This is a genomic window from Mycobacterium paraseoulense (assembly GCF_010731655.1).
In the GTDB taxonomy this organism is placed as follows: Bacteria; Actinomycetota; Actinomycetes; order Mycobacteriales; family Mycobacteriaceae; genus Mycobacterium; species Mycobacterium paraseoulense.
On record NZ_AP022619.1, the window covers coordinates 5,666,106 to 5,686,828 of the forward strand.

Annotated in this window: 22 protein-coding genes; 13 read left to right on the forward strand and 9 right to left on the reverse strand. The window is 66.6% G+C overall.

Going from position 1 to position 20,723, the window contains the following annotated elements; translation table 11 throughout:
• The first annotated feature begins 73 nt into the window (after nucleotides 1–73).
• Together G6N51_RS26535 and G6N51_RS26540 are read left to right on the forward strand one after the other, a co-directional pair.
• The gene (locus tag G6N51_RS26535; RefSeq protein WP_083175212.1) at nucleotides 74–1,066 is read left to right on the forward strand and encodes an anti-sigma factor RsbA family regulatory protein; all 993 of its coding nucleotides are present in this window, start codon (nucleotides 74–76) and stop codon (nucleotides 1,064–1,066) included.
• A gap of 548 nt (nucleotides 1,067–1,614) precedes the next feature.
• A complete protein-coding gene (locus tag G6N51_RS26540) occupies nucleotides 1,615–2,142 on the forward strand; it encodes a 2-isopropylmalate synthase (RefSeq protein ID WP_083175150.1) in 528 nt (175 codons plus the stop codon).
• Nucleotides 2,143–2,151: 9 nt separating this feature from the next.
• Here the strand turns inward: G6N51_RS26540 and G6N51_RS26545 are convergent, their stop codons facing one another.
• Nucleotides 2,152–3,630: a cytochrome P450 gene (locus G6N51_RS26545; RefSeq protein ID WP_083175152.1), complete on the reverse strand. Its 1,479-nt coding sequence runs from the start codon at nucleotides 3,628–3,630 to the stop codon at nucleotides 2,152–2,154.
• Nucleotides 3,631–3,744: 114 nt separating this feature from the next.
• Between G6N51_RS26545 and G6N51_RS26550 the strand changes: the two genes are divergently transcribed.
• Complete coding sequence (locus tag G6N51_RS26550) at nucleotides 3,745–4,380, forward strand: TetR/AcrR family transcriptional regulator (protein ID WP_083175154.1); 636 nt, start codon at nucleotides 3,745–3,747, stop codon at nucleotides 4,378–4,380.
• 31 nt (nucleotides 4,381–4,411) lie between these two features.
• Complete coding sequence (locus G6N51_RS26555; RefSeq protein ID WP_083175157.1) at nucleotides 4,412–5,338, forward strand: SDR family oxidoreductase; 927 nt, start codon at nucleotides 4,412–4,414, stop codon at nucleotides 5,336–5,338.
• On the opposite strand, the gene G6N51_RS26560 is transcribed toward G6N51_RS26555, so the two are convergent.
• Nucleotides 5,273–6,316: a DNA polymerase IV gene (locus G6N51_RS26560; protein WP_083175160.1), complete on the reverse strand. Its 1,044-nt coding sequence runs from the start codon at nucleotides 6,314–6,316 to the stop codon at nucleotides 5,273–5,275. The genes G6N51_RS26555 and G6N51_RS26560 overlap by 66 nt on opposite strands.
• A gap of 7 nt (nucleotides 6,317–6,323) precedes the next feature.
• Entirely contained in the window at nucleotides 6,324–6,932 is a 609-nt protein-coding gene (locus G6N51_RS26565) for a TetR/AcrR family transcriptional regulator (protein ID WP_083175163.1), read from the reverse strand.
• An 89-nt stretch (nucleotides 6,933–7,021) separates the two neighbouring features.
• Here G6N51_RS26565 and G6N51_RS26570 point away from each other — a divergent pair, with 89 nt between their 5' ends.
• The 6 genes from G6N51_RS26570 (at nucleotide 7,022) to G6N51_RS26595 (ending at nucleotide 13,498) form a co-directional block, all read left to right on the forward strand.
• A complete protein-coding gene (locus tag G6N51_RS26570) occupies nucleotides 7,022–7,579 on the forward strand; it encodes an NAD(P)H-dependent oxidoreductase (protein WP_174814344.1) in 558 nt (185 codons plus the stop codon).
• A gap of 506 nt (nucleotides 7,580–8,085) precedes the next feature.
• Entirely contained in the window at nucleotides 8,086–8,325 is a 240-nt protein-coding gene (nrdH, locus tag G6N51_RS26575) for a glutaredoxin-like protein NrdH (protein ID WP_083175166.1), read from the forward strand.
• A gap of 62 nt (nucleotides 8,326–8,387) precedes the next feature.
• On the forward strand, nucleotides 8,388–8,879 hold the full coding sequence (gene nrdI, locus G6N51_RS26580) for a class Ib ribonucleoside-diphosphate reductase assembly flavoprotein NrdI (protein ID WP_083175169.1): 492 nt from the start codon (nucleotides 8,388–8,390) through the stop codon (nucleotides 8,877–8,879).
• Nucleotides 8,849–11,014 (forward strand): class 1b ribonucleoside-diphosphate reductase subunit alpha, encoded by a 2,166-nt coding sequence (gene nrdE, locus G6N51_RS26585; protein WP_083175172.1) that lies wholly within the window; start codon nucleotides 8,849–8,851, stop codon nucleotides 11,012–11,014. The genes nrdI and nrdE overlap by 31 nt, the downstream gene beginning before the upstream one ends.
• Before the next feature lie 99 nt (nucleotides 11,015–11,113).
• Nucleotides 11,114–11,848 (forward strand): TetR/AcrR family transcriptional regulator, encoded by a 735-nt coding sequence (locus tag G6N51_RS26590; RefSeq protein WP_142275212.1) that lies wholly within the window; start codon nucleotides 11,114–11,116, stop codon nucleotides 11,846–11,848.
• Between the two features lie 117 nt (nucleotides 11,849–11,965).
• Nucleotides 11,966–13,498, forward strand: coding sequence for a flavin-containing monooxygenase (locus G6N51_RS26595; protein WP_083175221.1), 1,533 nt, complete (start codon nucleotides 11,966–11,968; stop codon nucleotides 13,496–13,498).
• Here G6N51_RS26595 and G6N51_RS26600 read toward each other — a convergent pair.
• A complete protein-coding gene (locus tag G6N51_RS26600; protein ID WP_083175174.1) occupies nucleotides 13,460–14,368 on the reverse strand; it encodes an SDR family NAD(P)-dependent oxidoreductase in 909 nt (302 codons plus the stop codon). The genes G6N51_RS26595 and G6N51_RS26600 overlap by 39 nt on opposite strands.
• Before the next feature lie 94 nt (nucleotides 14,369–14,462).
• Between G6N51_RS26600 and G6N51_RS26605 the strand changes: the two genes are divergently transcribed.
• Nucleotides 14,463–15,038 carry a TetR/AcrR family transcriptional regulator gene (locus tag G6N51_RS26605; RefSeq protein ID WP_083175177.1) on the forward strand — a complete coding sequence of 192 codons (576 nt, stop codon included), beginning with the start codon at nucleotides 14,463–14,465 and terminating at the stop codon, nucleotides 15,036–15,038.
• A gap of 6 nt (nucleotides 15,039–15,044) precedes the next feature.
• On the opposite strand, the gene G6N51_RS26610 is transcribed toward G6N51_RS26605, so the two are convergent.
• Both G6N51_RS26610 and G6N51_RS26615 read right to left on the reverse strand, forming a co-directional pair.
• The gene (locus G6N51_RS26610) at nucleotides 15,045–15,599 is read right to left on the reverse strand and encodes a TetR/AcrR family transcriptional regulator (protein ID WP_083175180.1); all 555 of its coding nucleotides are present in this window, start codon (nucleotides 15,597–15,599) and stop codon (nucleotides 15,045–15,047) included.
• Entirely contained in the window at nucleotides 15,583–16,029 is a 447-nt protein-coding gene (locus G6N51_RS26615; RefSeq protein ID WP_083175182.1) for an SRPBCC family protein, read from the reverse strand. The genes G6N51_RS26610 and G6N51_RS26615 overlap by 17 nt, the downstream gene beginning before the upstream one ends.
• A 192-nt stretch (nucleotides 16,030–16,221) precedes the next feature.
• Between G6N51_RS26615 and nrdF the strand changes: the two genes are divergently transcribed.
• A complete protein-coding gene (nrdF, locus tag G6N51_RS26620) occupies nucleotides 16,222–17,196 on the forward strand; it encodes a class 1b ribonucleoside-diphosphate reductase subunit beta (protein WP_170826133.1) in 975 nt (324 codons plus the stop codon).
• A 70-nt stretch (nucleotides 17,197–17,266) separates the two neighbouring features.
• Here nrdF and G6N51_RS26625 read toward each other — a convergent pair whose 3' ends face one another.
• A complete protein-coding gene (locus G6N51_RS26625) occupies nucleotides 17,267–17,860 on the reverse strand; it encodes a restriction endonuclease (protein WP_276055275.1) in 594 nt (197 codons plus the stop codon).
• A gap of 131 nt (nucleotides 17,861–17,991) precedes the next feature.
• Between G6N51_RS26625 and G6N51_RS26630 the strand changes: the two genes are divergently transcribed.
• The gene (locus G6N51_RS26630) at nucleotides 17,992–18,426 is read left to right on the forward strand and encodes a DUF3349 domain-containing protein (protein WP_232078490.1); all 435 of its coding nucleotides are present in this window, start codon (nucleotides 17,992–17,994) and stop codon (nucleotides 18,424–18,426) included.
• Here G6N51_RS26630 and G6N51_RS26635 read toward each other — a convergent pair.
• Together G6N51_RS26635 and G6N51_RS26640 are read right to left on the reverse strand one after the other, a co-directional pair.
• The gene (locus tag G6N51_RS26635; protein ID WP_083175186.1) at nucleotides 18,421–19,461 is read right to left on the reverse strand and encodes an NAD(P)-dependent alcohol dehydrogenase; all 1,041 of its coding nucleotides are present in this window, start codon (nucleotides 19,459–19,461) and stop codon (nucleotides 18,421–18,423) included. The genes G6N51_RS26630 and G6N51_RS26635 overlap by 6 nt on opposite strands.
• Before the next feature lie 115 nt (nucleotides 19,462–19,576).
• A complete protein-coding gene (locus G6N51_RS26640) occupies nucleotides 19,577–20,683 on the reverse strand; it encodes an iron-siderophore ABC transporter substrate-binding protein (RefSeq protein ID WP_163750843.1) in 1,107 nt (368 codons plus the stop codon).
• Nucleotides 20,684–20,723: the final 40 nt, after the last annotated feature.

Sequence of the window (20,723 nt, forward strand, 5' to 3'; positions counted from 1 at the left end):
GTATAGCGAAGGCCCGTCGCGGGTACTGGGGAGGGAGAAGCAAGACGGCCGGTCCAGCAGGGGGTTGGCGTTCGTGACCGAAAGCGAGAGTGCTGGAGTGACCGCGGGCACAGAGATCGGGAAGTTGGGCTTCGTCCACTCCGCACTCATCTACCAATCCCAGCAAGAGTATTTGGATTTCGTGACCCGCTTCGTCAGCGAGGGGCAGGCGATGGATGAGGCGGTGCTGGTCGCGGTGCCGTCCGACAAAGTGGCGTTGCTGCATGACGCGCTGAGCGTGGGCGGCGAGGCGCCGGACGATCTGCGCTTGGTGGACATCACGGAGGTGGCCCGCAACCCGAGCCGGCTGCTGGCGATGGAGGGATGTTTCGTCGACGAACACCCCGACCGGCGCGTGCGGATCGTCAGTCAACTCGCCTGGCCCGGGCGCACCGAAGAGGAACTGGTCGCCTGCGTGGAGCACGAGGCACTGGTCAACGGGGCCATGGACGGCTACCAGGTGACCGGGTTGTGCCTCTACGACGGGAGCCGGCTCGACGACGGCGTGCTGGCGGACGCCCGCGCCACCCACCCCTTGCTGTGGAGCGGCGACGCCCTCCGCCGCAGCGCCGACTACGCGCCGGATGCCGCCTTGCAGCGTTGCAACCGGCCGCTGCCCGGCAATCCGGGGGCCGTCACCTACACGGTGAGGAAGTCGTCGGACCTCAGCCCAGCTCGGTCCTTCGCCGTGAACTACGCGGGCTGGGTTGGCTTGTCCCAGGACGGGATCGAGGACCTGCAACTGGTGGCCACCGAGCTGGCCAGCAACAGCCTGATGTACACCGACGGCGCCTGCCAGTTGGCCTTCTGGCGGGACGACGACTACCTGGTATGCGAGGCGCGCGACACCGGCTGTTTCGAGGATCCGCTGGTGGGCCGAATGGACCCCGGACCGTGCGGTCCCGCCAGCCGGGGGCTATACCTGGTCAACGCCATCTCGGACCTGGTCCGCACCCACACCACTGCCAGCGGTACGACGATTCAGGCGTACCTGCGGTTCGAGCCGTCGGCCGGCCCCACGGGCTGAACGCCAAGCAACCCCCGGGAACCGTCCCCACGCCGCGGTCCCGAGGGGTCGCTCGTCGCTTTCAGCTAGATGCAGAGGCCGCCGACGCTGACCGTACACCCGCTGGTAGCGCCGCCAACGAGCCCGCCGCTCCCGGCCGCCGATGAAGCACATCCTGTCGGTACCACTAACACCGTGATGAGGCCCGCGGCCGCTGCGGCAGCTTTGAGGGTTTTCATGGTGCGTTCCTTCATGATGAGCCTTCTTTCATCATCCTTCGAGGGGGTAATTGCACAGCCGTTGAAGAGCGGTGCTCCCGCCTCATACCCACTGTTCGGCACGAGTAAACCAAAATCATCGACTAATTTCGAGACGGGTTGACGCGTTATCCCGCTCGGCCGAAACTTGCACGTCAGCGGGTTAATCGGCTAACGTCGTGCCTCGTGCGTCTTCTCGATCGAGCAGTAGTAGCCAGCACCCGCAGCGGGGTCTGACCCAGACCGACCCCCCGCTGTGGGTCGGAAAGCTACTGCCGTCGGTCACCACTTCGACCGAAGAAGACCGGCACGATGATTCTTCCCAAGACTCTTCCCGAGACCTTTCCCGAGCGGCTCGACCCGTCCGATAACCCGGACAGCGAGTGCCCGGCCACGGTGTGGTTCGCGCAGAAGTTCGGCGCCCCGCTGCCCCGCGGTCTGCGAGAGCAGGCCGGCGCGATGTCCCGGGCGCGTTTCGTCGCGACCTACGGTCCCGCGGCCGGCCCGATCCGCTTAGGTAACTGGGAGTGCACCGATGACGATCGACGGCTGGGGCCGCAGGCCCGCAACTTTCGCGCCATGATCGCCGTCGGCGAGCGCATCAGCACGTCGACCGCCGCCGCCGGCGGCCCGATCGCGGCGCTCAGCGCCATGCTGCACGATCGCGGGATCCCACTGGAGATCCTGAAGTTTCATCAGCTGCGATCCGGCGGGGAGACCGCCACGTTCGTCCGCGGCGGCAACGGGGCTCGCGAGGAGTGGGCGATGGGCTGGTCGGACGATCCGACGCAGTCGGCGCTGCGCGCGGTGATCGCCTGCGCCAACCGGCTTCTCGCCTGAGGCGCTGGCCTACAGCGGGCGCAGCACGATCGGCATGCCGTCCATCGGTATCGGCATGCCGCCGTAGTCCAGGTGCGGCTGATAGCCCGGCCGGGCCAGCTCCAGCCGGTAGCGGCGCAGCAGCCGATGCACGACGGTCTTGACCTCGAGCTGCCCGAACACCATGCCGATGCACTTGTGCGCGCCGCCGCCGAACGGCGCGAAGGCGTATCGGTGCTTCTTGTGCTCGGAGCGCGGCTCGGCGAAGCGTTCGGGATCGAATTTGTCCGGGTCCGTCCACAATTCGGGCAACCGGTGGTTCATGCCGGGCCAGATGGTGATGTTGGTCCCGGCCGGGATGTAGTGGCCGAGCAGCTCGGTGTCGCGGACCGCCTGGCGCATGTTGAACGGCAGCGGCGTCACCATGCGCAGCGACTCGTTCATGATCAGTTCGAGCGTTTCCAGCTTCTCCAGCGCCTCGATGTCCAGCGGTCCGTCGCCGAGCCGCGCCGACTCCTCCCGCGCGCGCTCCTGCCACTCCGGGTTTGCCGCCATGTTGTAGACCATCGTGGTGGTCGTCGACGTCGACGTGTCGTGGGCGGCCATCATCAAGAAGATCATGTGGTTGACGATGTCTTCGTCGGTGAAGCTGTTGCCGTCGTCGTCCTCGGTGTGGCACAACACCGTCAGCATGTCGTTGCCGGTGGCGTTGCGGCGCTCCTTGACCCGGTCGGCGAAGTAGTCCTCGAGCAGCTTGCGGGCCCGCAGCCCGCGCCACCACTTGAACGGCGGAAGCGGCTGGCGGATGATCGCGCCGCCGGCGCGGGTCGTGATCGTGAACGCCTGGTTGACCTTGGTGACCAGGTCGTGATCGGTGCCCGGCTCGTGTCCCATGAACACCAGGGAGGCGATGTCCAGGGTGAGTTCCTTCATCGCCGGGTGGAACAGGAACCGGGCGTCGTTCGTCGGCCAGTTGGCGACGATGTCGCTCGCGACCCGGTCGATGTGCTCGACGTAACCGGTCAGCCGGGTGCGGGTGAAGGCCTCCTGCATGATGCGCCGGTGGTACATGTGCTCGTCGAAGTCCAGCATCATCAGGCCGCGGTTGAAGAACGGCCCGATCACCGGGTGCCAGCCCTTCTGCGAAAAGTCCTTGTTCTTGTTCGAGAACACGGCCTGGGTGGCGTCCGGTCCCAGCGCGGTGACCGCCGGCATGATCGGCGAGTCGAGGAAGTGCAGGGGGCCGCGGGTGCGATAGAGATGCAGCGCGTAGTCCGGCCCGCCCCGGAACATCTCGATGATGTGGCCGAGGATCGGGAGCCCGGCATCGCCCACCACGGGTTTGAGGCCGCTGCCGGCGGGCGGCTCGGCCAAGACCTTGGTTTCCCAGTCGTGGGCGAGCAGGCGCCTTTCGACCGCACCCATCCCCGGGATCGTGTTCAGCGTCGGGGTGAACCGGCGCCGCGCCTGGTCCAGCAGGTACTGCGGGGTGCTGATCGTGGCGGTCATAGACGCTCCTTTGCGTTCCCTCCGAGGTGACAGCCGTCACTGTCTTATAACCTTCGGAAAAAACTTGACGGCTGTCAAGTTTGCTTTTCGAGCGGCGTGGTGCAAGGTCAGGGAATGAGCAGCCACCCCGCCACGCCCGAGCCTGGCGGGCAACGGCGCGGCGACAAACAGCGCCAGGCGATCCTGCAGGCGGTGCGGGAACTGCTGCAGGAGAAGCCGTTCGCGGAGCTGTCGGTCAGCACCATCAGCCTGCGGGCCGGGGTGGCCCGGTCCGGCTTCTACTTCTACTTCGACTCCAAATACGCCGTACTGGCCCAGCTGATGGCCGAGGCCGCCCAGGAGCTCGAGGAGCTCACGCAGGATTTCGCGCCGCGGCAGCCCGGCGAGTCGCCGGAGCAGTTCGCCAAGCGCATGGTCGGCAGCGCGGCCGCCGTGTACGCGCACAACGACCCCGTGATGAGCGCGTGCAACGAGGCCCGCAACACCGACGTCGAGATCCGCAATCTCATGGACCAACAATTCGAGGTGGTGCTGGGCCAGATCGTCTCCATCGTCGAGGCCGAGATGAAGGCCGGGACGGCCAGCCCGATCAGCGACGACCTGCCGACGCTGATCCGCACTCTCGCCGGCACCACCGCGCTGATGCTGACCGGCGACCCGATCCTGGCCGGCCGCGACAGCGATCGCGACCGCCGCGTGCGCGTGCTCGAGCGACTGTGGCTGCACGCGCTCTGGAGCGGGTGTCCCTAGGCGAGGCGTTACCGCCGGTATCGTCACGGCAATGGGGCAGCAGCAGGGGTACTACGCAGGCAAACGGTGTCTGGTGACCGGGGCGGCCAGCGGCATCGGCCGCGCCACCGCGTTGCGGTTGGCCGCCCAGGGCGCCGAGCTCTTTCTCACCGACCGTGACCGGGACGGCCTCGAGCGGACCGTGGCCGACGCCCGCGCGCTGGGAGCGCGGGTGTCCGAGCATCGGGCCCTCGACATCGCGAGTTATGAGCAGGTGGCGGCGTTCGCCGCCGACATCCATCGCAGCCATCCGAGCATGGACGTGGTGCTCAACGTCGCCGGAGTGTCCGCCTGGGGGACCGTCGACCGGCTGACGCACGAGCAGTGGAGCAAGATGATCGCGATCAACCTGATGGGGCCGATCCACGTCATCGAAACGTTCGTCCCGGCGATGGTGGCCGCCCGCAACGGCGGGCACCTGGTCAACGTGTCGTCGGCGGCCGGGCTGGTCGCGCTCCCGTGGCACGCCGCCTACAGCGCCAGCAAGTACGGCCTGCGCGGCCTGTCCGAGGTGCTGCGCTTCGACCTGGCCCGGCACCGCATCGGGGTGTCGGTCGTGGTGCCGGGCGCGGTGAACACCCCGCTGGTGCAAACCGTCGAGATCGCCGGGGTGGACCGCGAAGACCCGAAGGTGGCCCGGTGGGTGAACCGGTTCAGCGGCCACGCCGTCTCGCCGGAGAAGGCGGCCGAGAAGATCTTGGCCGGGGTGGCCAAGAACCGCTACCTCATCTACACGTCGGCGGATATCAGGGCGCTGTATGCGTTCAAGCGGCTGGCCTGGTGGCCCTACAGCGTGGCGATGCGTCAGGTCAACGTGGTGTTCACCCGGGCGCTGCGGCCCGCCCCGGCACCGCTAGTCTCCCATGGCCAGTTCGAGGCGCACCCCGAGCAGCCGGACCGGGCGGTCGAGCTCGAATAGGTCCAGCACGCGCAGCGCCGCGGCGACGATGGTGTCGCGATCGGTGGTGGGCGCTGCCAGCTTGCGGATTTTGGTGCGGGTGTAGAACGTCGCGGTCCGCACGGTGACCGCGACCCGGGTCACGACGCGGTCCGACGCGAGCACGTCGGCCAGCGCCTGCTCGGCCAATCGCGTGATGGACGAATCCATTTCGGCGCGATCGGTGAGGTCTCGCGGGAAGGTGACGACGTGGCTGCGCGAGCGCGGGATCCACGGCTCGGCGCTGACGCCGGTGTCTCCGCCGCCCTTGGCCAGCAGCAACAGCCACAGCCCGGTGCGCGGGCCGAATGCCGACGTCAGCAGCTCCGCGTCGCTGTGCGCTAGCTCCCTCACCGTCGCGATCCCAAGGGCGGCAAGCTTTTTCGCGGTCTTGGGTCCGACGCCCCACAGCGCATCGACGCGACGGTCCGCCATCAGGGTCAGCCAGTTCGCGTCGGTGAGCGCGAAGACGCCGGCCGGTTTGGCGAAACCGGTCGCGACCTTCGCGCGCTGCTTGTTGTCGCTGATGCCGACCGAACAGGACAGCCCGGTTTCCGACGAGATGACCGCCCGGATCTCGTCGGCCACTTCGGTCGGGTCGGCGCCCGTCACCCCGACATACGCCTCGTCCCAGCCCCACACCTCGACCGGGTGTCCCAGGTCGCGCAGCAACGCCATCACTTCTTCGGAGGCCGCGTCGTAGGCGGCCGCGTCCGACGGCAGAAACGTCGCCTCGGGGCAGCGGCGCGCGGCCGCCCGCAACGGCATGCCGGCGTGCACCCCGAATTCGCGGGCCTCGTAGGAAGCGCAGGTGACGACCTTGCGCGGTTCGGACGGGTCGCCGTTACCGCCGACGATCACCGGCCGCCCGGCCAACTCCGGGCGACGGCGCAACTCCACCGACGCCAGAAACTGATCGAGGTCGACGTGCAGGACCCAGCTCGGTGTCGGCGCGGCCATTCGGGCGTCACCGCCCGCAAAGCTTGCGCGCCAGGCTTTCCCATGCGTCGCCCAGCGTCTGCAGGGTGTGGCCGCCTTCGGCGAGTTGGTGCTCGATGTAGTCCACGTCCAGCAGAGCCAGCAACGCATCGGTCTGCACATCGAGGTCCCCGGTGGATTGGGCCGCCTTCAGCAGGATCCGCACGTGGGTGCGTTGCACCATCGCAGGTGCATTGTGACGGTTCTGCGGATCACGGTTGGCGGCCGACAGCAGTTCGTGGTGTGTGTGGGCGAACCGGATGCGCTCGCGGCCGAACGCGACCAGCCGCTCCGTTGGCGGCGCGCCGGGGCCCAGGGGCGGCGGCCCGAACAGAAACGCTTGCTGGCTGGCCTGCTCGTCTTCGTCGAGCAACACCAGCATCAGCCCGGCCCTGCTGCCGAAGCGGCGGAACAGCGTGCCCTTGCCGACCCCGGCGGCAGCGGCGATGTCGTCCATGGTGATGGCGTCGGCGCCGCGCTCGGCGACCAGGTTTCGGGCAGCCTGGAGCAAGAGCGCGCGGTTGCGTGCCGCGTCGCCCCGCTCTTGGTGAACCACCTGCGGAGCGCACACGGGCAACCCGCCCGGCCGTTCGCTCATGACTGCACTTTAACGCCGCCGGAATAAACCGGACTACAGTCCGGTTGCGCCGTGGGAGGATGTAGTCCAATACCGAAGGGAACGGAACATTGGCAGAGATCAAGATCTTGGCGTTGGTGGGCAGTCTGCGCACGGCGTCGGTCAACCGTCAGATCGCGGAACTGGCGGCAGCTGTCGCGCCCGAGGGTGTCAGCGTAACGATTTTCGAGGGTCTGAACGACGTGCCTTTCTACAACGAAGAGATTGACGAAGCCATGAACCCCGACGCCCCGCGGCTGGCCCCGGTGGCCGCCCTGCGCGCCGCGGCGGCGGACGCCGACGCCGCGCTGGTGGTCACCCCGGAATACAACGGGAGCATCCCGGCCGTCATCAAGAACGCGATCGACTGGGTGTCCCGCCCGTTCGGTGACGGCGCCCTGAAGGGCAAGCCGTTGGCGGTGATCGGGGGAGGCTTTGGTCGCTACGGCGGGGTGTGGGCACACGACGAGACCCGCAAGTCGTTCGGAATCGCCGGCGCCCGGGTGGTCGACTCCATCAAGTTGTCGGTGCCGTTCACAACTTTGGCGGGCAAGGCCCCGGCTGAGCACCCCGAGCTGACGGCGAACGTGCGTGACGTCGTCGGGAAGCTGGTCGCCGAAATCGGCTGATTGGCGGAAGTCGACAAGCCCCTCGGCGGGCAACCAGCACGGTTGCCACGACCGCATAGCAGAAGCCGCCAGCTCTCGCTGGCGGCTTTGCTGGTGGCGGACCCGGCCGCCGGAAGAGGCCGACGGCGGGGGGACTTGTCGGTGGCCGGTGATACAACGATTGGCATGGGCGGCTTCGTCGAGGAATGTGACCTGCGACACGCCGTGTGCGTGTCGTCCGAAGGGCTTACGACCAGCGAATTTCAGAAATGTTATTCCGAACATCTTGTATCTGGTTATCTTGTCGGCCACTAGGTGTAGTGTTTCGAGCACCGGCAGATCCCAGGTTCACCAGCCCGACCGGGGCCTGGTTCACCACCCGAAATCGGCTCGATGGGTCATTCGACCCCGACGGCAGAACGACGGGAATGTGGGGGCTTGACGGGCCGCTGGAACACAGCGAAGACGTAGTACCGAGTAGTTGCCAGTCCGTAACGAGTCCCACCTTCCGCAAAGGAGCGGCTTCTATGAGCATCACCGTGTACACCAAGCCGGCATGTGTGCAGTGCAGCGCCACGTTCAAAGCCCTGGACAAGCAGGGCATCGGCTACGAGAAGGTCGACATCACGCTGGATAACGAGGCGCGCGACTACGTGATGGCGCTGGGGTACCTGCAGGCGCCCGTGGTGGTGGCGGAGAACGAGCACTGGTCGGGGTTCCGGCCGGACCGCATCAAGGCGCTCGCGGAATCGGCGATCAGCGCCTGAGTGGTTAGCGGCGGACGTTAGGTAAGAAGGAGGTTGCGGTGCAGTCGCGCAACCCAAGCTGGATGAGTGGCGACCCGTTTCGCCGGGCTCGGGACACCGCTGCCGCGTCCACGGCAGCGCCACTCGTCTATTTCTCCTCGGTGTCGGAGAACACCCACCGTTTCGTGCAGAAGCTGGGTGTTCCCGCCACGCGGATACCGCTGCATGGCCGTATCGAGGTCGACGAGCCGTACGTGCTGATCGTGCCCACCTACGGCGGCGGCCGGGCCACCCCGGACCTCAATGCCGGTGGCTACGTCCCCAAGCAGGTCATCGCATTCCTGAACAACGAGCACAACCGGTCGCTGATCCGCGGCGTCATCGCCGCGGGCAACAACAACTTCGGTGCCGAATTCGCCTACGCGGGCAACGTGATCTCGCGCAAATGCGGCGTTCCGTACCTTTATCGCTTCGAACTGATGGGAACCCCGGACGACGTGGAAGCCGTCCGAGCGGGCTTGGAAGATTTCTGGAAGGAACAGACGTGCCACCAACCGTCACTGCAGAGCCTGTAACGTCCGGCGCGCACGCGTTGCCCGGTGAGACGGACTACCACGCGCTGAACGCGATGCTGAACCTGTACGACGCTGACGGCAGGATTCAGTTCGACAAGGACGTGCTGGCGGCGCGCCAATACTTTCTGCAGCACGTCAACCAGAACACGGTCTTCTTCCACAACCAGGACGAGAAGCTCGACTACCTGATCCGCGAGAACTACTACGAGCGTGAGGTTCTCGACCAGTACTCGCGCAACTTCGTCAAGGAGCTGCTGGACCGCGCCTACGCCAAGAAGTTCCGGTTCCCGACCTTCCTCGGCGCGTTCAAGTACTACACCTCCTACACGCTGAAGACGTTCGACGGTAAGCGCTACCTGGAGCGCTTCGAGGACCGCGTGGTCATGGTGGCGCTGACCCTCGCCGCCGGCGACACCGGACTGGCCGAGAAGCTCGTCGACGAGATCATCGACGGCCGCTTCCAGCCGGCCACCCCGACGTTCCTGAACTCGGGCAAGAAGCAGCGCGGCGAACCGGTGAGCTGCTTTTTGCTGCGCATCGAGGACAACATGGAGTCGATCGGGCGATCGATCAACTCCGCTCTGCAGCTGTCCAAGCGCGGCGGGGGAGTTGCGTTGCTGCTGACCAACATTCGCGAGCACGGCGCGCCGATCAAGAACATCGAGAACCAGTCCTCGGGCGTCATCCCGATCATGAAGCTGCTGGAGGATTCGTTCTCCTACGCCAACCAGTTGGGCGCGCGCCAGGGCGCCGGCGCGGTGTACCTGCACGCGCATCACCCCGACATCTACCGCTTCCTGGACACCAAGCGTGAGAACGCCGACGAGAAGATCCGGATCAAGACGCTGAGCCTGGGCGTGGTGATTCCCGACATCACCTTCGAGCTGGCCAAGAAGAACGAGGACATGTACCTGTTCTCGCCGTACGACGTCGAGCGGGTCTACGGGGTGCCGTTCGCCGACATCTCGGTGACCGAGAAGTACTACGAGATGGTCGACGACGCGCGCATCCGCAAGACGAAGATCAAGGCACGGGAGTTCTTCCAGACGCTGGCCGAGCTGCAGTTCGAGTCCGGCTACCCCTACATCATGTACGAGGACACGGTGAACCGGGCCAACCCGATCGACGGCAAGATCACACACTCGAACCTGTGCTCGGAGATCCTGCAGGTGTCCACGCCGTCGGAGTTCAACGACGACCTGTCGTATTCCAAGGTGGGCAAGGACATTTCGTGCAACCTCGGCTCGCTGAACATCGCCAAGGCCATGGACTCACCGGACTTCGCCCAGACGATCGAGGTGGCGATCCGCGCGCTGACCGCGGTGAGCGACCAGACCCACATCACGTCGGTGCCCTCGATCGAGCAGGGCAACAACGAATCTCACGCGATCGGCCTCGGGCAGATGAACCTGCACGGCTACCTGGCGCGCGAGCGCATCTTCTATGGCTCCGAGGAAGGCATCGACTTCACCAACATCTACTTCTACTGCGTGCTGTATCACGCGCTGCGGGCGTCGAACCGCATCGCCATCGAACGCGGCAGGGCGTTCGGCGGGTTCGAGCGGTCCAAGTACGCCTCGGGGGAGTTCTTCGACAAGTACATCGACCAGGTATGGGAGCCGCAGACCGACAAGGTGCGTCAGCTCTTCGCCGACGCGGACATTCGGATCCCGACCCAGGACGACTGGAAGCGGCTGAAGGAGTCGGTGCAGGAGTACGGCATCTACAACCAGAACCTGCAGGCCGTCCCGCCGACGGGGTCGATCTCCTACATCAACCACTCCACCAGCTCGATCCACCCGATCGCCAGCAAGGTCGAGATCCGCAAGGAAGGCAAGATCGGCCGCGTCTACTACCCGGCGCCCTACATGACCAACGAAAACCTGGAGTACTTCCAGGACGCCTACGAGATCGGGTACGAAAAGGTCATCGACACCTACGCCGCGGCCACCCAGCACGTGGACCAGGGGCTGAGCCTGACGCTGTTCTTCAAGGACACCGCCACCACCCGCGACGTGAACAAGGCGCAGATCTATGCCTGGCGCAAGGGCATCAAGACGCTCTACTACATCCGGCTGCGGCAGATGGCCCTCGAGGGCACCGAGGTCGAGGGCTGCGTGTCCTGCATGCTGTAGGCGGCTCGACATCTCGCCGAACGTGCGCTGGTGAAGGCCGGCTGCCGCCGCGGCGCCGGTCTGCCCAGGTCAGCGGGTCTACGCGGTATGGTGCTTGATGTGGTGAGAATTCCGCGACCACCGCACCCCGGCGTGAAGCCGCCCGGGGCGAAGGTCGACGCGCGCAGCGAGCGTTGGCGCGAACACCGCAAGAAGGTGCGCGGCGAAATCGTGGACGCGGCCTTCCGCGCCATCGACCGACTGGGTCCCGAGCTCAGCGTGCGGGAGATCGCCGAGGAGGCCGGCACCGCCAAGCCCAAGATCTATCGGCATTTCCACGACAAGGCCGACCTGTTCCGGGCCATCGGGGAACGGCTGCGCGACATGCTGTGGGGGGCCATCTTCCCGTCGATCGACCTGAAGACCGACTCGGCCCGCGAGGTGATCCGTCGCGCCGTCGAGGAGTACGTCAACCTCGTCGACCAGCACCCCAACGTGCTGCGGGTCTTCATCCAGGGCCGCTCGGCGGCGAGCCCCCAGATCCTCAACGAGGGCCGTGGGATCACCCTGGCCGTGGCCGACATGTTCGACAACGAGCTCCGCGAGATGGAGCTGGACCACGCGGCGATCGAACTGGCCGGGCACGCCGCGTTCGGCTCGGCCGCGTCGGCCACCGAGTGGTGGTTGGGCCCCGACCCCGACAGCCCGCGGCGGATGCCGCGCGAGCAATTCGTCGCCCACCTGACGACGATCATGATCGGGGTGATCCTGGGCACGGCTGAGGCGCTGGGCATCGCGTTGGACCCCGATCAGCCGGTGCACAGCGTGGTGCCCAGCAACCCCGCGGCGAGCTGAGGACTTTTGGCACGTTGACATCGCTACGGCGATCGTCAACACTCGTGCCATTCGATACCCTGGGTACTGGGTATTTGCGGGAGCTAACAGGAAGACCGATCTACCGTGACCGAAGCCATGACAGACGTCGAGCCGACTCAGGCGCACGAGCCCGTGCACACCCGAGCCCTCATCATCGGGACCGGCTTCTCCGGTCTCGGAATGGCGATCGCCTTGCAACAGCAGGGCGTGGACTTCGTCATCCTGGAGAAGGCCGAAGACGTCGGGGGCACCTGGCGAGACAATAGCTACCCCGGCTGTGCCTGCGACATCCCGTCGCACCTGTACTCGTTCTCGTTCGAGCCCAAGCCCGACTGGAAGAACCCGTTCTCCTATCAGCCCGAGATCTGGGACTACCTCAAGGGGGTCACGGACAAGTACGGGCTGCGCCGCTACATGGTGTTCAACTCGCTGGTGGATCGCGCTCATTGGGACGACGACGAGAATCGGTGGCACGTGTTCACCGCCGACGGCCGCGAGTACGTCGCCCAGTTTCTGATCTCCGGCGCGGGCGCGCTGCACATCCCGTCGTTTCCCGACATCGAGGGACGCGACGAATTCGCCGGTCCCGCTTTCCATTCGGCGGAGTGGGACCACAGCGTCGATCTGACCGGCAAGCGGGTGGCGATCATCGGCACCGGCGCCAGCGCGATCCAGATCGTCCCGGAGATCGTCGGGCAGGTCGCCGAACTTCAGCTCTACCAACGCACCCCGCCGTGGGTGGTGCCGCGTTCCAACCCCGAGATTCCCGACGCGCTGCGCCGGGCCATGGCGAACGTACCGGGCCTGCGGGCGCTGGTGCGTCTCGCGCTCTATTGGGGACAAGAGGCGTTGGCCGTCGGCATGACCAAGCGGCCGAACGCACTGAAGTTCATCGAGGCCTACTGCAAGTACAACATTCGCCGCTCGGTGAAGGACCGCGACCTGCGCCGCAAGCTGACCCCGCACTACCGCATCGGGTGCAAGCGAATCCTGAACTCCTCCACGTATTACCGCGCGGTCGCGGACCCCAAGACCCAATTGATCACAGAGGGCATCAGCCGAATCACGCGGGACGGGATCGTCACCGCCGACGGCCGCGAGCACAAGGTGGACGTGATCGTCTACGCCACCGGCTTCCACGTCACCGATTCCTACACCTACGTCCAGATCAAGGGGCGGCATGGGGAGGACCTGGTCGACCGCTGGAACCGCGAGGGCATCGGCGCGCATCGCGGCATCACCGTCGCCGACGTGCCCAACCTTTTCTTCCTGCTCGGACCCAACACCGGGCTCGGGCACAACTCGGTGGTTTTCATGATCGAATCCCAGATCCACTACGTCGCCAGTGCCATCAAGACCTGCGACAAGCTGGGCGCGCAGGCGCTGGCGCCCACGCGCGAGGCCCAGGACCGATTCAACGACGAGCTGCAACGCAGGCTGTCGCACTCGGTGTGGAACACCGGTGGCTGCGCCAGCTGGTACCTCGACGAGCACGGCAAGAACACCGTGCTGTGGGGCGGCTATACCTGGGAGTACTGGCGCGCGACTCGCTCGGTCAAGCCGGAGGAGTATCAGTTCTTCGGCGCCGACTCACGTGCCGGCCGTCGCGCGGCGGCCGTCGGGGGCTGAGCTTTTCGCGAATGAGCGAAGGTTCATGCGCACGATGCGGTCCAGTACCCGGTCGGACACGACGCGGCTGATCCGCAGCAATATCGCGGCGTCGCGGCCGATGGTGTAGCGAGTTCTCGGACGGGACGCGGTCGCGGCCTTGACAATCACTGTGGCGGCGTGTTCGGCCGAGACGCCGTCCTCGCCGAACGACCGGGCTTGGGCCGTGACGGCTGCCGCGAGCGCGTCGTAGCGCGCGAGTTGGTCGGCGGTCATGTTGGCCATCAGTCCCTCCGCAGTCGCGATTCCGCGCTCGGCCATCTCGGTCTTGACCGCACCGGGTTCGACGACGACGACCTTGATCCCGAAATCACCGACCTCTCGGCGCAGGGCATCGCTGACCGCCTCGAGCGCGAACTTCGAGCCGGCATATGCGCCGTAGGTCGGCAAGACCACCTTCCCGCCGACGGAACTTATGTTCACGACGGTGCCCGAGCTGAGCAGTAGGGCCGGCAACAGCGCCTGAGTCATCGCGATGTGCCCGAACAGGTTGACCTCGAACTGCTTGCGCCACTGGTCAAGCGGCAACGTCTCCACCGGCGCGTTGATCGCAATGCCGGCGTTGTTGACCAACGCGCGCAGCGGTCGGCGCAGCGGATCATTCGCGACGCGGGCGGCGATCGCGGCCACGTCCGACTCGACGGTGATGTCGAGGATGTGCGGTTCGATGCGTTCGGCCCGCAACGCATCGGCGTCGACCGCGCGGCGCACGCCGGCAAGAACGTGAAAACCGTTGCGGGCCAATTGTCTTGCGGTGGCGGCGCCGATACCGGTAGAGGCACCGGTCACCACGATCAGCTGGTTGCGTTCGGGGGGATGCGGGGAAGTCATGGCGGTCTCCAGGGGCGGATTGAGTTGACGCTGTCATCTCAAACTAACAGCTGAGTTGACAATGTCAACTGAAGCGCCGACATATGCTCAGCCGGTGACGACTCGCTCGGAGAGCGCCGCGGCGACTCGCCGTTCGCTGCTCGAGGCCGCGGAGGTGCTGCTCGACCTCGGCGGAGTCGAGGCCGTGACGCTGCGAGAGGTGGGCGCTCGCAGCGGCGTGTCGCGATCGGCGGCGTACCGCCACTTCGCCGACAAGCAGTCGCTGCTCACCGTCCTCGCCGCGAACGCGCTCGGTGAACTGGGCGACTCTCTCGAGGTGTTGGCCGCCAGCGACGACCCGCCCGAGGTGTCATTGCGATCCGGTCTTCTTTCGCTGATCGCTCTCGGCCGCAGCCGGCCGCACCTGTATCGCCTGATGTTTACCCCGCCCCCGGGCGACCCGCCCGAGGCGGCGGTGCGCGCCGCCGAACGCACGCAGAACCTGTTTCTCGACATCGTGGGCCGCATCACCGGCCCCCGGCAGGCAAGGCGTTATGGGGCACTGCTTTTGACGACCGCCCACGGCATCACCGGTCTGGACCTGAGCGGCCACCTCGACCTGGATAAGTGGCACACCGACGCCGAGGAACTCGTGGACACGATCATCGCCCTGTTGCCAAAGGGGGAGTGAGGCGGATCAGGCGCCGCGCCTGAGGAGTTCGGTGAAGGCTTGCGCGGCCGCGTCGACGCCCGCCTCGTCGTCGGTGGCCACCAGGTCCAGCAGCAGGCCGCGGATGACGGCCAGCCCGAGCCGCGCCATGGCCCGATCGATCCGCCCGTCGGTGGGGTCCGCCACGGCCCCGACCTCCGCGAGCCAGCCGTCGACCGCGCCGGGAACCATACGGGCGAACGGCTTTTCGCCCTGAGCCGCGCGCGCGTAGCACTCGAAGAAGAGGCGTTCGGCTTGGCGAAGCTCGGGGCGGCGGACATCGGCCCACATGGCGGCGAAGCCCTCGGCCGGTGTCCGGGGCAGCTCGGCCAGCACGCCCATCTGGCGGCGCTCCACCTCCTCGACGACCGCCAGCAGCAGTTCCTCTCGAGACCCGAAGTGGTGCAACAGCATTCGGTGGCTGGTGCCCACCGCGGCGGCCACGTCGCGCAACGATCGATCGCCGACCCCGCCGGCCGCGAACTCGGTGACGAGCGTGTCGAGGAGCTGCCTGCGCCGTTCGGAGTCAGGAGTGCGAGCCATCGGCCCGGCTGAGCTGCTCAGACCGGGCCTTGAGTCCTTGAGCCTCGAGTTTGAGGAATCGCTTGGTCTTGTTGAGCATCAACCGGCCGATCGGGGCGCCGAGCACGCCGCCCTGATCCAGCCGCTGGCGCACCAGGGTGCGCCCGCCCGGTTGTGCGATGACGTCGTGCCGGGCGCTCACGCGCACGCCGGGGGAGCGTTGCACCCACGTCCACGACGTGCCCGGATCGATCTCGGTGACCTTCCAGACCAGCTTCGCCATGCCGGGCTGTTTGATCGCGAACCGTCTGCCCACTGCCAGCGTGGGCCCGTCCCGTCCGATCAGCGAGGTCACCGAGGCGGTCCACTCGGGCCAGCGCTCCACCTCGCTGAAGACATCCCACACGAGCTGCGGCGGCGCGTCGATCTCGACGCTGTCTTCGGTAATCATGTACCAAATGGTACGTGTTGTGCGCGCCGTTGAACAGGGTCGGCCACAACGTGCGAAAGCTGTACTGGGCCAAGAGTCGGGTTACGACACGGAAGACACAACGTGTTGTGTTGCCGCGGCTTGTCGTACCCCAGGGGTAGTGTTTGAGCTCTAGTCATCCGCAGGCAAAACGGCGCGTGAAGTGGGGTTCTGGTGACCGAGAACATGAAGCTGATTGACCGCGTTTCGGCGATCAACTGGAACCGGCTGCAGGACGAGAAGGACGCCGAGGTCTGGGACCGGCTGACCGGAAACTTCTGGCTGCCCGAGAAGGTGCCGGTGTCCAACGACCTCCCGTCCTGGGCAACGCTGACGCCCGGTGAAAAGCAGCTGACCATGCGAGTGTTCACCGGGCTGACGCTGCTGGACACCATCCAGGGCACGGTCGGCGCCGTCAGCCTGATCCCCGACGCGCTGACGCCGCACGAGGAAGCCGTCTACACCAACATCGCCTTCATGGAGTCGGTCCACGCGCGCAGCTACAGCAACATCTTCTCCACGCTGTGCTCGACCGCCGAGATCGACGACGCCTTCCGCTGGTCGGAGGAGAACCCCAACCTGCAGCGCAAGGCCGAGATCGTCATGCAGTACTACAAGGGCGACGAGCCGCTCAAGCGCAAGGTGGCCTCGACGCTGCTGGAAAGCTTCCTGTTCTACTCCGGCTTCTACCTGCCGATGTACTGGTCGAGCCGGGCCAAGCTGACCAACACCGCCGACATGATCCGGCTGATCATCCGCGACGAGGCCGTGCACGGGTACTACATCGGCTACAAGTACCAGCGTGGGCTGGCGCTGGTGGACGAGGCCAAGCGCGCCGAGCTCAAGGACTACACCTACGAGCTGCTGTTCGAGCTGTACGACAACGAGGTGGAGTACACCCAGGACCTCTACGACGAGGTCGGGCTCACCGAGGACGTCAAGAAGTTTCTGCGCTACAACGCCAACAAGGCGCTGATGAACCTCGGCTACGAGGCGCTGTTCCCGCGGGACGAGACCGACGTGAACCCCGCGATCCTCTCGGCGCTCTCACCCAACGCCGACGAGAACCACGACTTCTTCTCCGGTTCGGGGTCCTCGTACGTGATCGGCAAGGCCGTCGTCACCGAGGATGAGGACTGGGACTTCTGATTTCGCTGGTTGATTGAGAATCGGGCCGGCCGCACCGTCGGGGGGGAGGGACTGGGGCCGGCCCGATCATCTATTCAGACACCGGCCGGGCCGATTTTCTTCCCACGGGATTCTTGGCGCCTCCCGCGAGCGGGGGCACCCAACCCTGGAGGACTTTGCGGCCGATCAGTTGGCAGCCGTGGGTGTGTGCCAATTGCTTTGCGGCCCTGGTGAATTCCCGATTGCTCACGACGATGCTCCTGGTGCACCCGTGGTGGCGGGCGCCGGATACCACCTGCTGAACGGCGGCCACGCCAACGGATTTGCCGTAGCGCTTGCACTGGACCGCCACCGAGTGGCCGTCCTTTTCGGCGATCAGGTCGACGCCGTAGTCCCCGACCGGTGGGGTGAAGGTGACGCGCCAACCGGCCCGGCGCAGCCGCCCCGCGACATAGCGTTCGAACTCGACGCCGTCCATGGCGTCGACAGCGCCCAACATGGCGCGTCCCGCGCGCGGCCAATGAGCACGGGTTGCCCAGCCGGCCAGCACCGCGAGCAGCAGGGCCAGGTAAAACGCCACGAAGCCCAGCCCGGGGTTGTGCTCGGCGAGGCCGACCAACAGCCCGCAGGCCAGCGGGATGACGACGAGCGCCTTGAGCACGCCTCGATGGTAGGGATCGGCCATGACAAAACGAGACATTGACCGCAAGCGCCGCGCCCGGCCCGCACATGTTCGGGCAATGAACGGCATATGAATTGTGGGGATCCCGTGACGGCTCGCTAGCGTGGCTGATGCCACTGCCCGAAACTGTTCTGGTGACGACAACCGCATCCTCCGAGAAGGATCACCGCCACCATTTCTTGCGTTCAGTGATTCAGTGGCTGCAGGTCGGCTACCCGGGTGGCGTTCCCGGCCCCGACCGCGTGCCGCTGATGGCCTTGCTGCGCAGCACCCCGCTGACCGAAGACCAGATCCGCGAGGTGGTGCGCGAAATTACCAAGGACGGCTCCCCGGCGCTCGCCGACCATGTCATCGATCGCGACGAGATCGCCGAATTCATCTCCGACATGACGCAGTTCGACGCCGGCAAGGAGAACATCATCCGGGTGGCCGCCACGCTGGCCGCGGCCGGCTGGCCGTTGGCCGGCATCGACGTGAGCGAGGTTGTTCCCGACGACGAGCACGCGGAGGCCGCCGAAGTCATCGCCCGTGACCGCGTGCCCGAAGCACCGTCAGAGGTCGCCTCATAGCTTCGAGATGTCGATGACGAAGCGGTAGCGGACGTCGCTTGCCAGCACGCGCTCGTAGGCCTCGTTGATGTAATCCGGCTCGATCAGCTCGATTTCGGGCGTCACGTCGTGTTCGGCGCAGAAGTCCAGCATCTCCTGGGTTTCGGCGATGCCGCCGATGTTCGACCCGGAGAGGCTGCGCCGCGCCAGCGCCAGCGGGAACGCCCCCACCTCCATGGGGTGCTCGGGGATGCCCAGTTCGACGAGGGTGCCGTCGACGTCGAGCAGGCTGAGGTAGTCGTTGAGGTTCAGGTTCGCCGACACGGTGTTGAGTATCAGGTCGAAGCTGTTGCGCAACTTCTTGAAGGTGGCGGGGTCGGCCGTCGCGTAGTAGTTACTGGCGCCCAGCCGCAGGCCGTCCTCCATCTTCTTCAGCGACTGCGAGAGCACGGTCACCTCGGCGCCCATCGCGGCGCCCAGCTTGACGCCCATGTGCCCCAGGCCGCCCAGGCCGATGATCGCCAGGCGGGTGTTCGGGCCGGCCTTCCAGTGCCGCAACGGCGAAAATAGTGTGATCCCCGCGCACAGCAGCGGCGCCGCCTTGTCCAGCGGCAGGGAGTCGGGGATGCGCAAGACGAAGTTCTCGTCGACGACGATCGCCTGGCTGTAGCCGCCCTGCGTCGGCGTGCCGTCTTTGTCGGTGGAGTTGTAGGTGAAGGTCGCGCCCTTCTTGCAGTAATTCTCGAGGCCGGCCGTGCAGGAGCTGCACTGGCCGCAGGAGTTCACCATGCAGCCCACCCCGACGTGGTCGCCTCGCTTGTATTTGGTGACTTCGGAACCCACCTCGCGCACCACACCGGCGATCTCATGGCCGACGACGACGGGGTAATTCGGCACACCCCATTCGCCCTTGGCCGTGTGGATGTCGGAGTGGCAGATGCCGGCGAACTTGATGTCGATCGCCACGTCGTGCGGACCGGGTTCACGGCGCTCGATGGTGGTCTTGGTCAACGGTTCGGTTGCCGACGTGGCGGCATAGGCCGAAACAGTGCTCATGATATTCCTCTTCGATATGGTCGCGTCAGCAAAAGTTTAGCTAAGGTAATGTTCCCGGGCCAAACGGTGGCCGCCGGCTATCACCCTAGGACGACGGGTACCCGCTCGCCTGCCGCTAATTGATCGGGGCGTTGACCAGGCGGAGGTCGTCGACGATGCCGCGGGCCGCGATCAGGCCCTCGCCGGTCTGCCACACCTCGTCGTTGACGACGTAGACCCGGTTGTCGTGGTTGGCGGACAGCTTGCGCCACGGGTTGCTGTCCAGCACGGTGGCGGCGCGCTGGGCGGCCGCCGGTGACGCGCACGACACGTAGACGACGTCGGCGTCGGCGGCGGAGAGGTCGGGGTTTTTGGCCAGGTCGTCGTCGGTGGCGCCGATCTCGATGTAGGGCTTGTCGGTGAACCGTTGGGACGCCGGCCGGTCCACGCCGACGGCGCCGAGCACGCTGGCCGGGAAGTTGTTGGTGCCGTAGACCCGGATCGTGTTGGTGGTCAGCTGCACGATGGACGCCTGAAAGTGGGAGGCGTCATGGCGGGCGCCGATGTCGCCGGCCCGTTGGGAAAAGCCGTTGAGCAGCGCGTCCACCGCGGCGCCGCGCGCCGTCGCGGCCCCTACGCCGCGGAGGTTGTCCTGCCAGGCCGCGCCGGGCGCCGCGGTGAACACCGTCGGGGCGATCGCCGCCAGCTGCGGATACAACTTGGGCGTCAGGCCCTGCGATCCCAGGATGAGGTCCGGGTGGGTGGCCGCGATCCCGGCCAGGTCCGGGTTGCTGCGGGTCCCGACGCCGGGCACGCCGTGCACCGCGCTGCCCAGGTAGGCGGGCTGGCTCGACGACCCGTCGGGCAGCGCGGCGGCGACCACCCGCGATTGCAGTCCGAGCGCGCACAGGGCGTCGAGCTGGTCGCCGGAAAGCACCACGATGCGCTGCGGCTCGGCGGGCACCTGCACGACGTCGGGGGTGACACCGGCCGCGTTGTGGGCCTGCCGCGTCTTGGGCCCCGGATCGGCCGCCGCGGAGTCCCGCGCGCACGACTCGTCCGGGCGGCGGTCGTTTCCGAGCACGCCGGCGCCCGCGATCTGCGTGGTGGGGGTCACGAGGGCGGGGGTCGGCGCCTTGGAGCCGGGGTTGCCGGATCCGCAGCCGCTGCACGTGACGGCGATCACCGCAGCCAGCGCGGCGGCCGCGGGCGGCGACGCGGGTCGGATCAGGCCGAAAAGCACGCGTCAGACGCTAACACCCGCCGGCTCTGCGCCCGGCACG

Excerpts from the sequence above, each read along its gene's own strand:
- G6N51_RS26540 (WP_083175150.1), top strand. The coding sequence starts at position 1,615 with ATGATTCTTCCCAAGACTCTTCCCGAGACCTTTCCCGAGCGGCTCGAC.
- G6N51_RS26545 (WP_083175152.1), bottom strand. The coding sequence starts at position 3,630 with ATGACCGCCACGATCAGCACCCCGCAGTACCTGCTGGACCAGGCGCGG.
- G6N51_RS26550 (WP_083175154.1), top strand. The coding sequence starts at position 3,745 with ATGAGCAGCCACCCCGCCACGCCCGAGCCTGGCGGGCAACGGCGCGGC.
- G6N51_RS26555 (WP_083175157.1), top strand. The coding sequence starts at position 4,412 with ATGGGGCAGCAGCAGGGGTACTACGCAGGCAAACGGTGTCTGGTGACC.
- G6N51_RS26560 (WP_083175160.1), bottom strand. The coding sequence starts at position 6,316 with ATGGCCGCGCCGACACCGAGCTGGGTCCTGCACGTCGACCTCGATCAG.
- G6N51_RS26565 (WP_083175163.1), bottom strand. The coding sequence starts at position 6,932 with ATGAGCGAACGGCCGGGCGGGTTGCCCGTGTGCGCTCCGCAGGTGGTT.
- nrdH (WP_083175166.1), top strand. The coding sequence starts at position 8,086 with ATGAGCATCACCGTGTACACCAAGCCGGCATGTGTGCAGTGCAGCGCC.
- nrdI (WP_083175169.1), top strand. The coding sequence starts at position 8,388 with ATGAGTGGCGACCCGTTTCGCCGGGCTCGGGACACCGCTGCCGCGTCC.
- G6N51_RS26595 (WP_083175221.1), top strand. The coding sequence starts at position 11,966 with ATGACAGACGTCGAGCCGACTCAGGCGCACGAGCCCGTGCACACCCGA.
- G6N51_RS26600 (WP_083175174.1), bottom strand. The coding sequence starts at position 14,368 with ATGACTTCCCCGCATCCCCCCGAACGCAACCAGCTGATCGTGGTGACC.
- G6N51_RS26610 (WP_083175180.1), bottom strand. The coding sequence starts at position 15,599 with ATGGCTCGCACTCCTGACTCCGAACGGCGCAGGCAGCTCCTCGACACG.
- G6N51_RS26615 (WP_083175182.1), bottom strand. The coding sequence starts at position 16,029 with ATGATTACCGAAGACAGCGTCGAGATCGACGCGCCGCCGCAGCTCGTG.
- G6N51_RS26625 (WP_276055275.1), bottom strand. The coding sequence starts at position 17,860 with ATGGCCGATCCCTACCATCGAGGCGTGCTCAAGGCGCTCGTCGTCATC.
- G6N51_RS26635 (WP_083175186.1), bottom strand. The coding sequence starts at position 19,461 with ATGAGCACTGTTTCGGCCTATGCCGCCACGTCGGCAACCGAACCGTTG.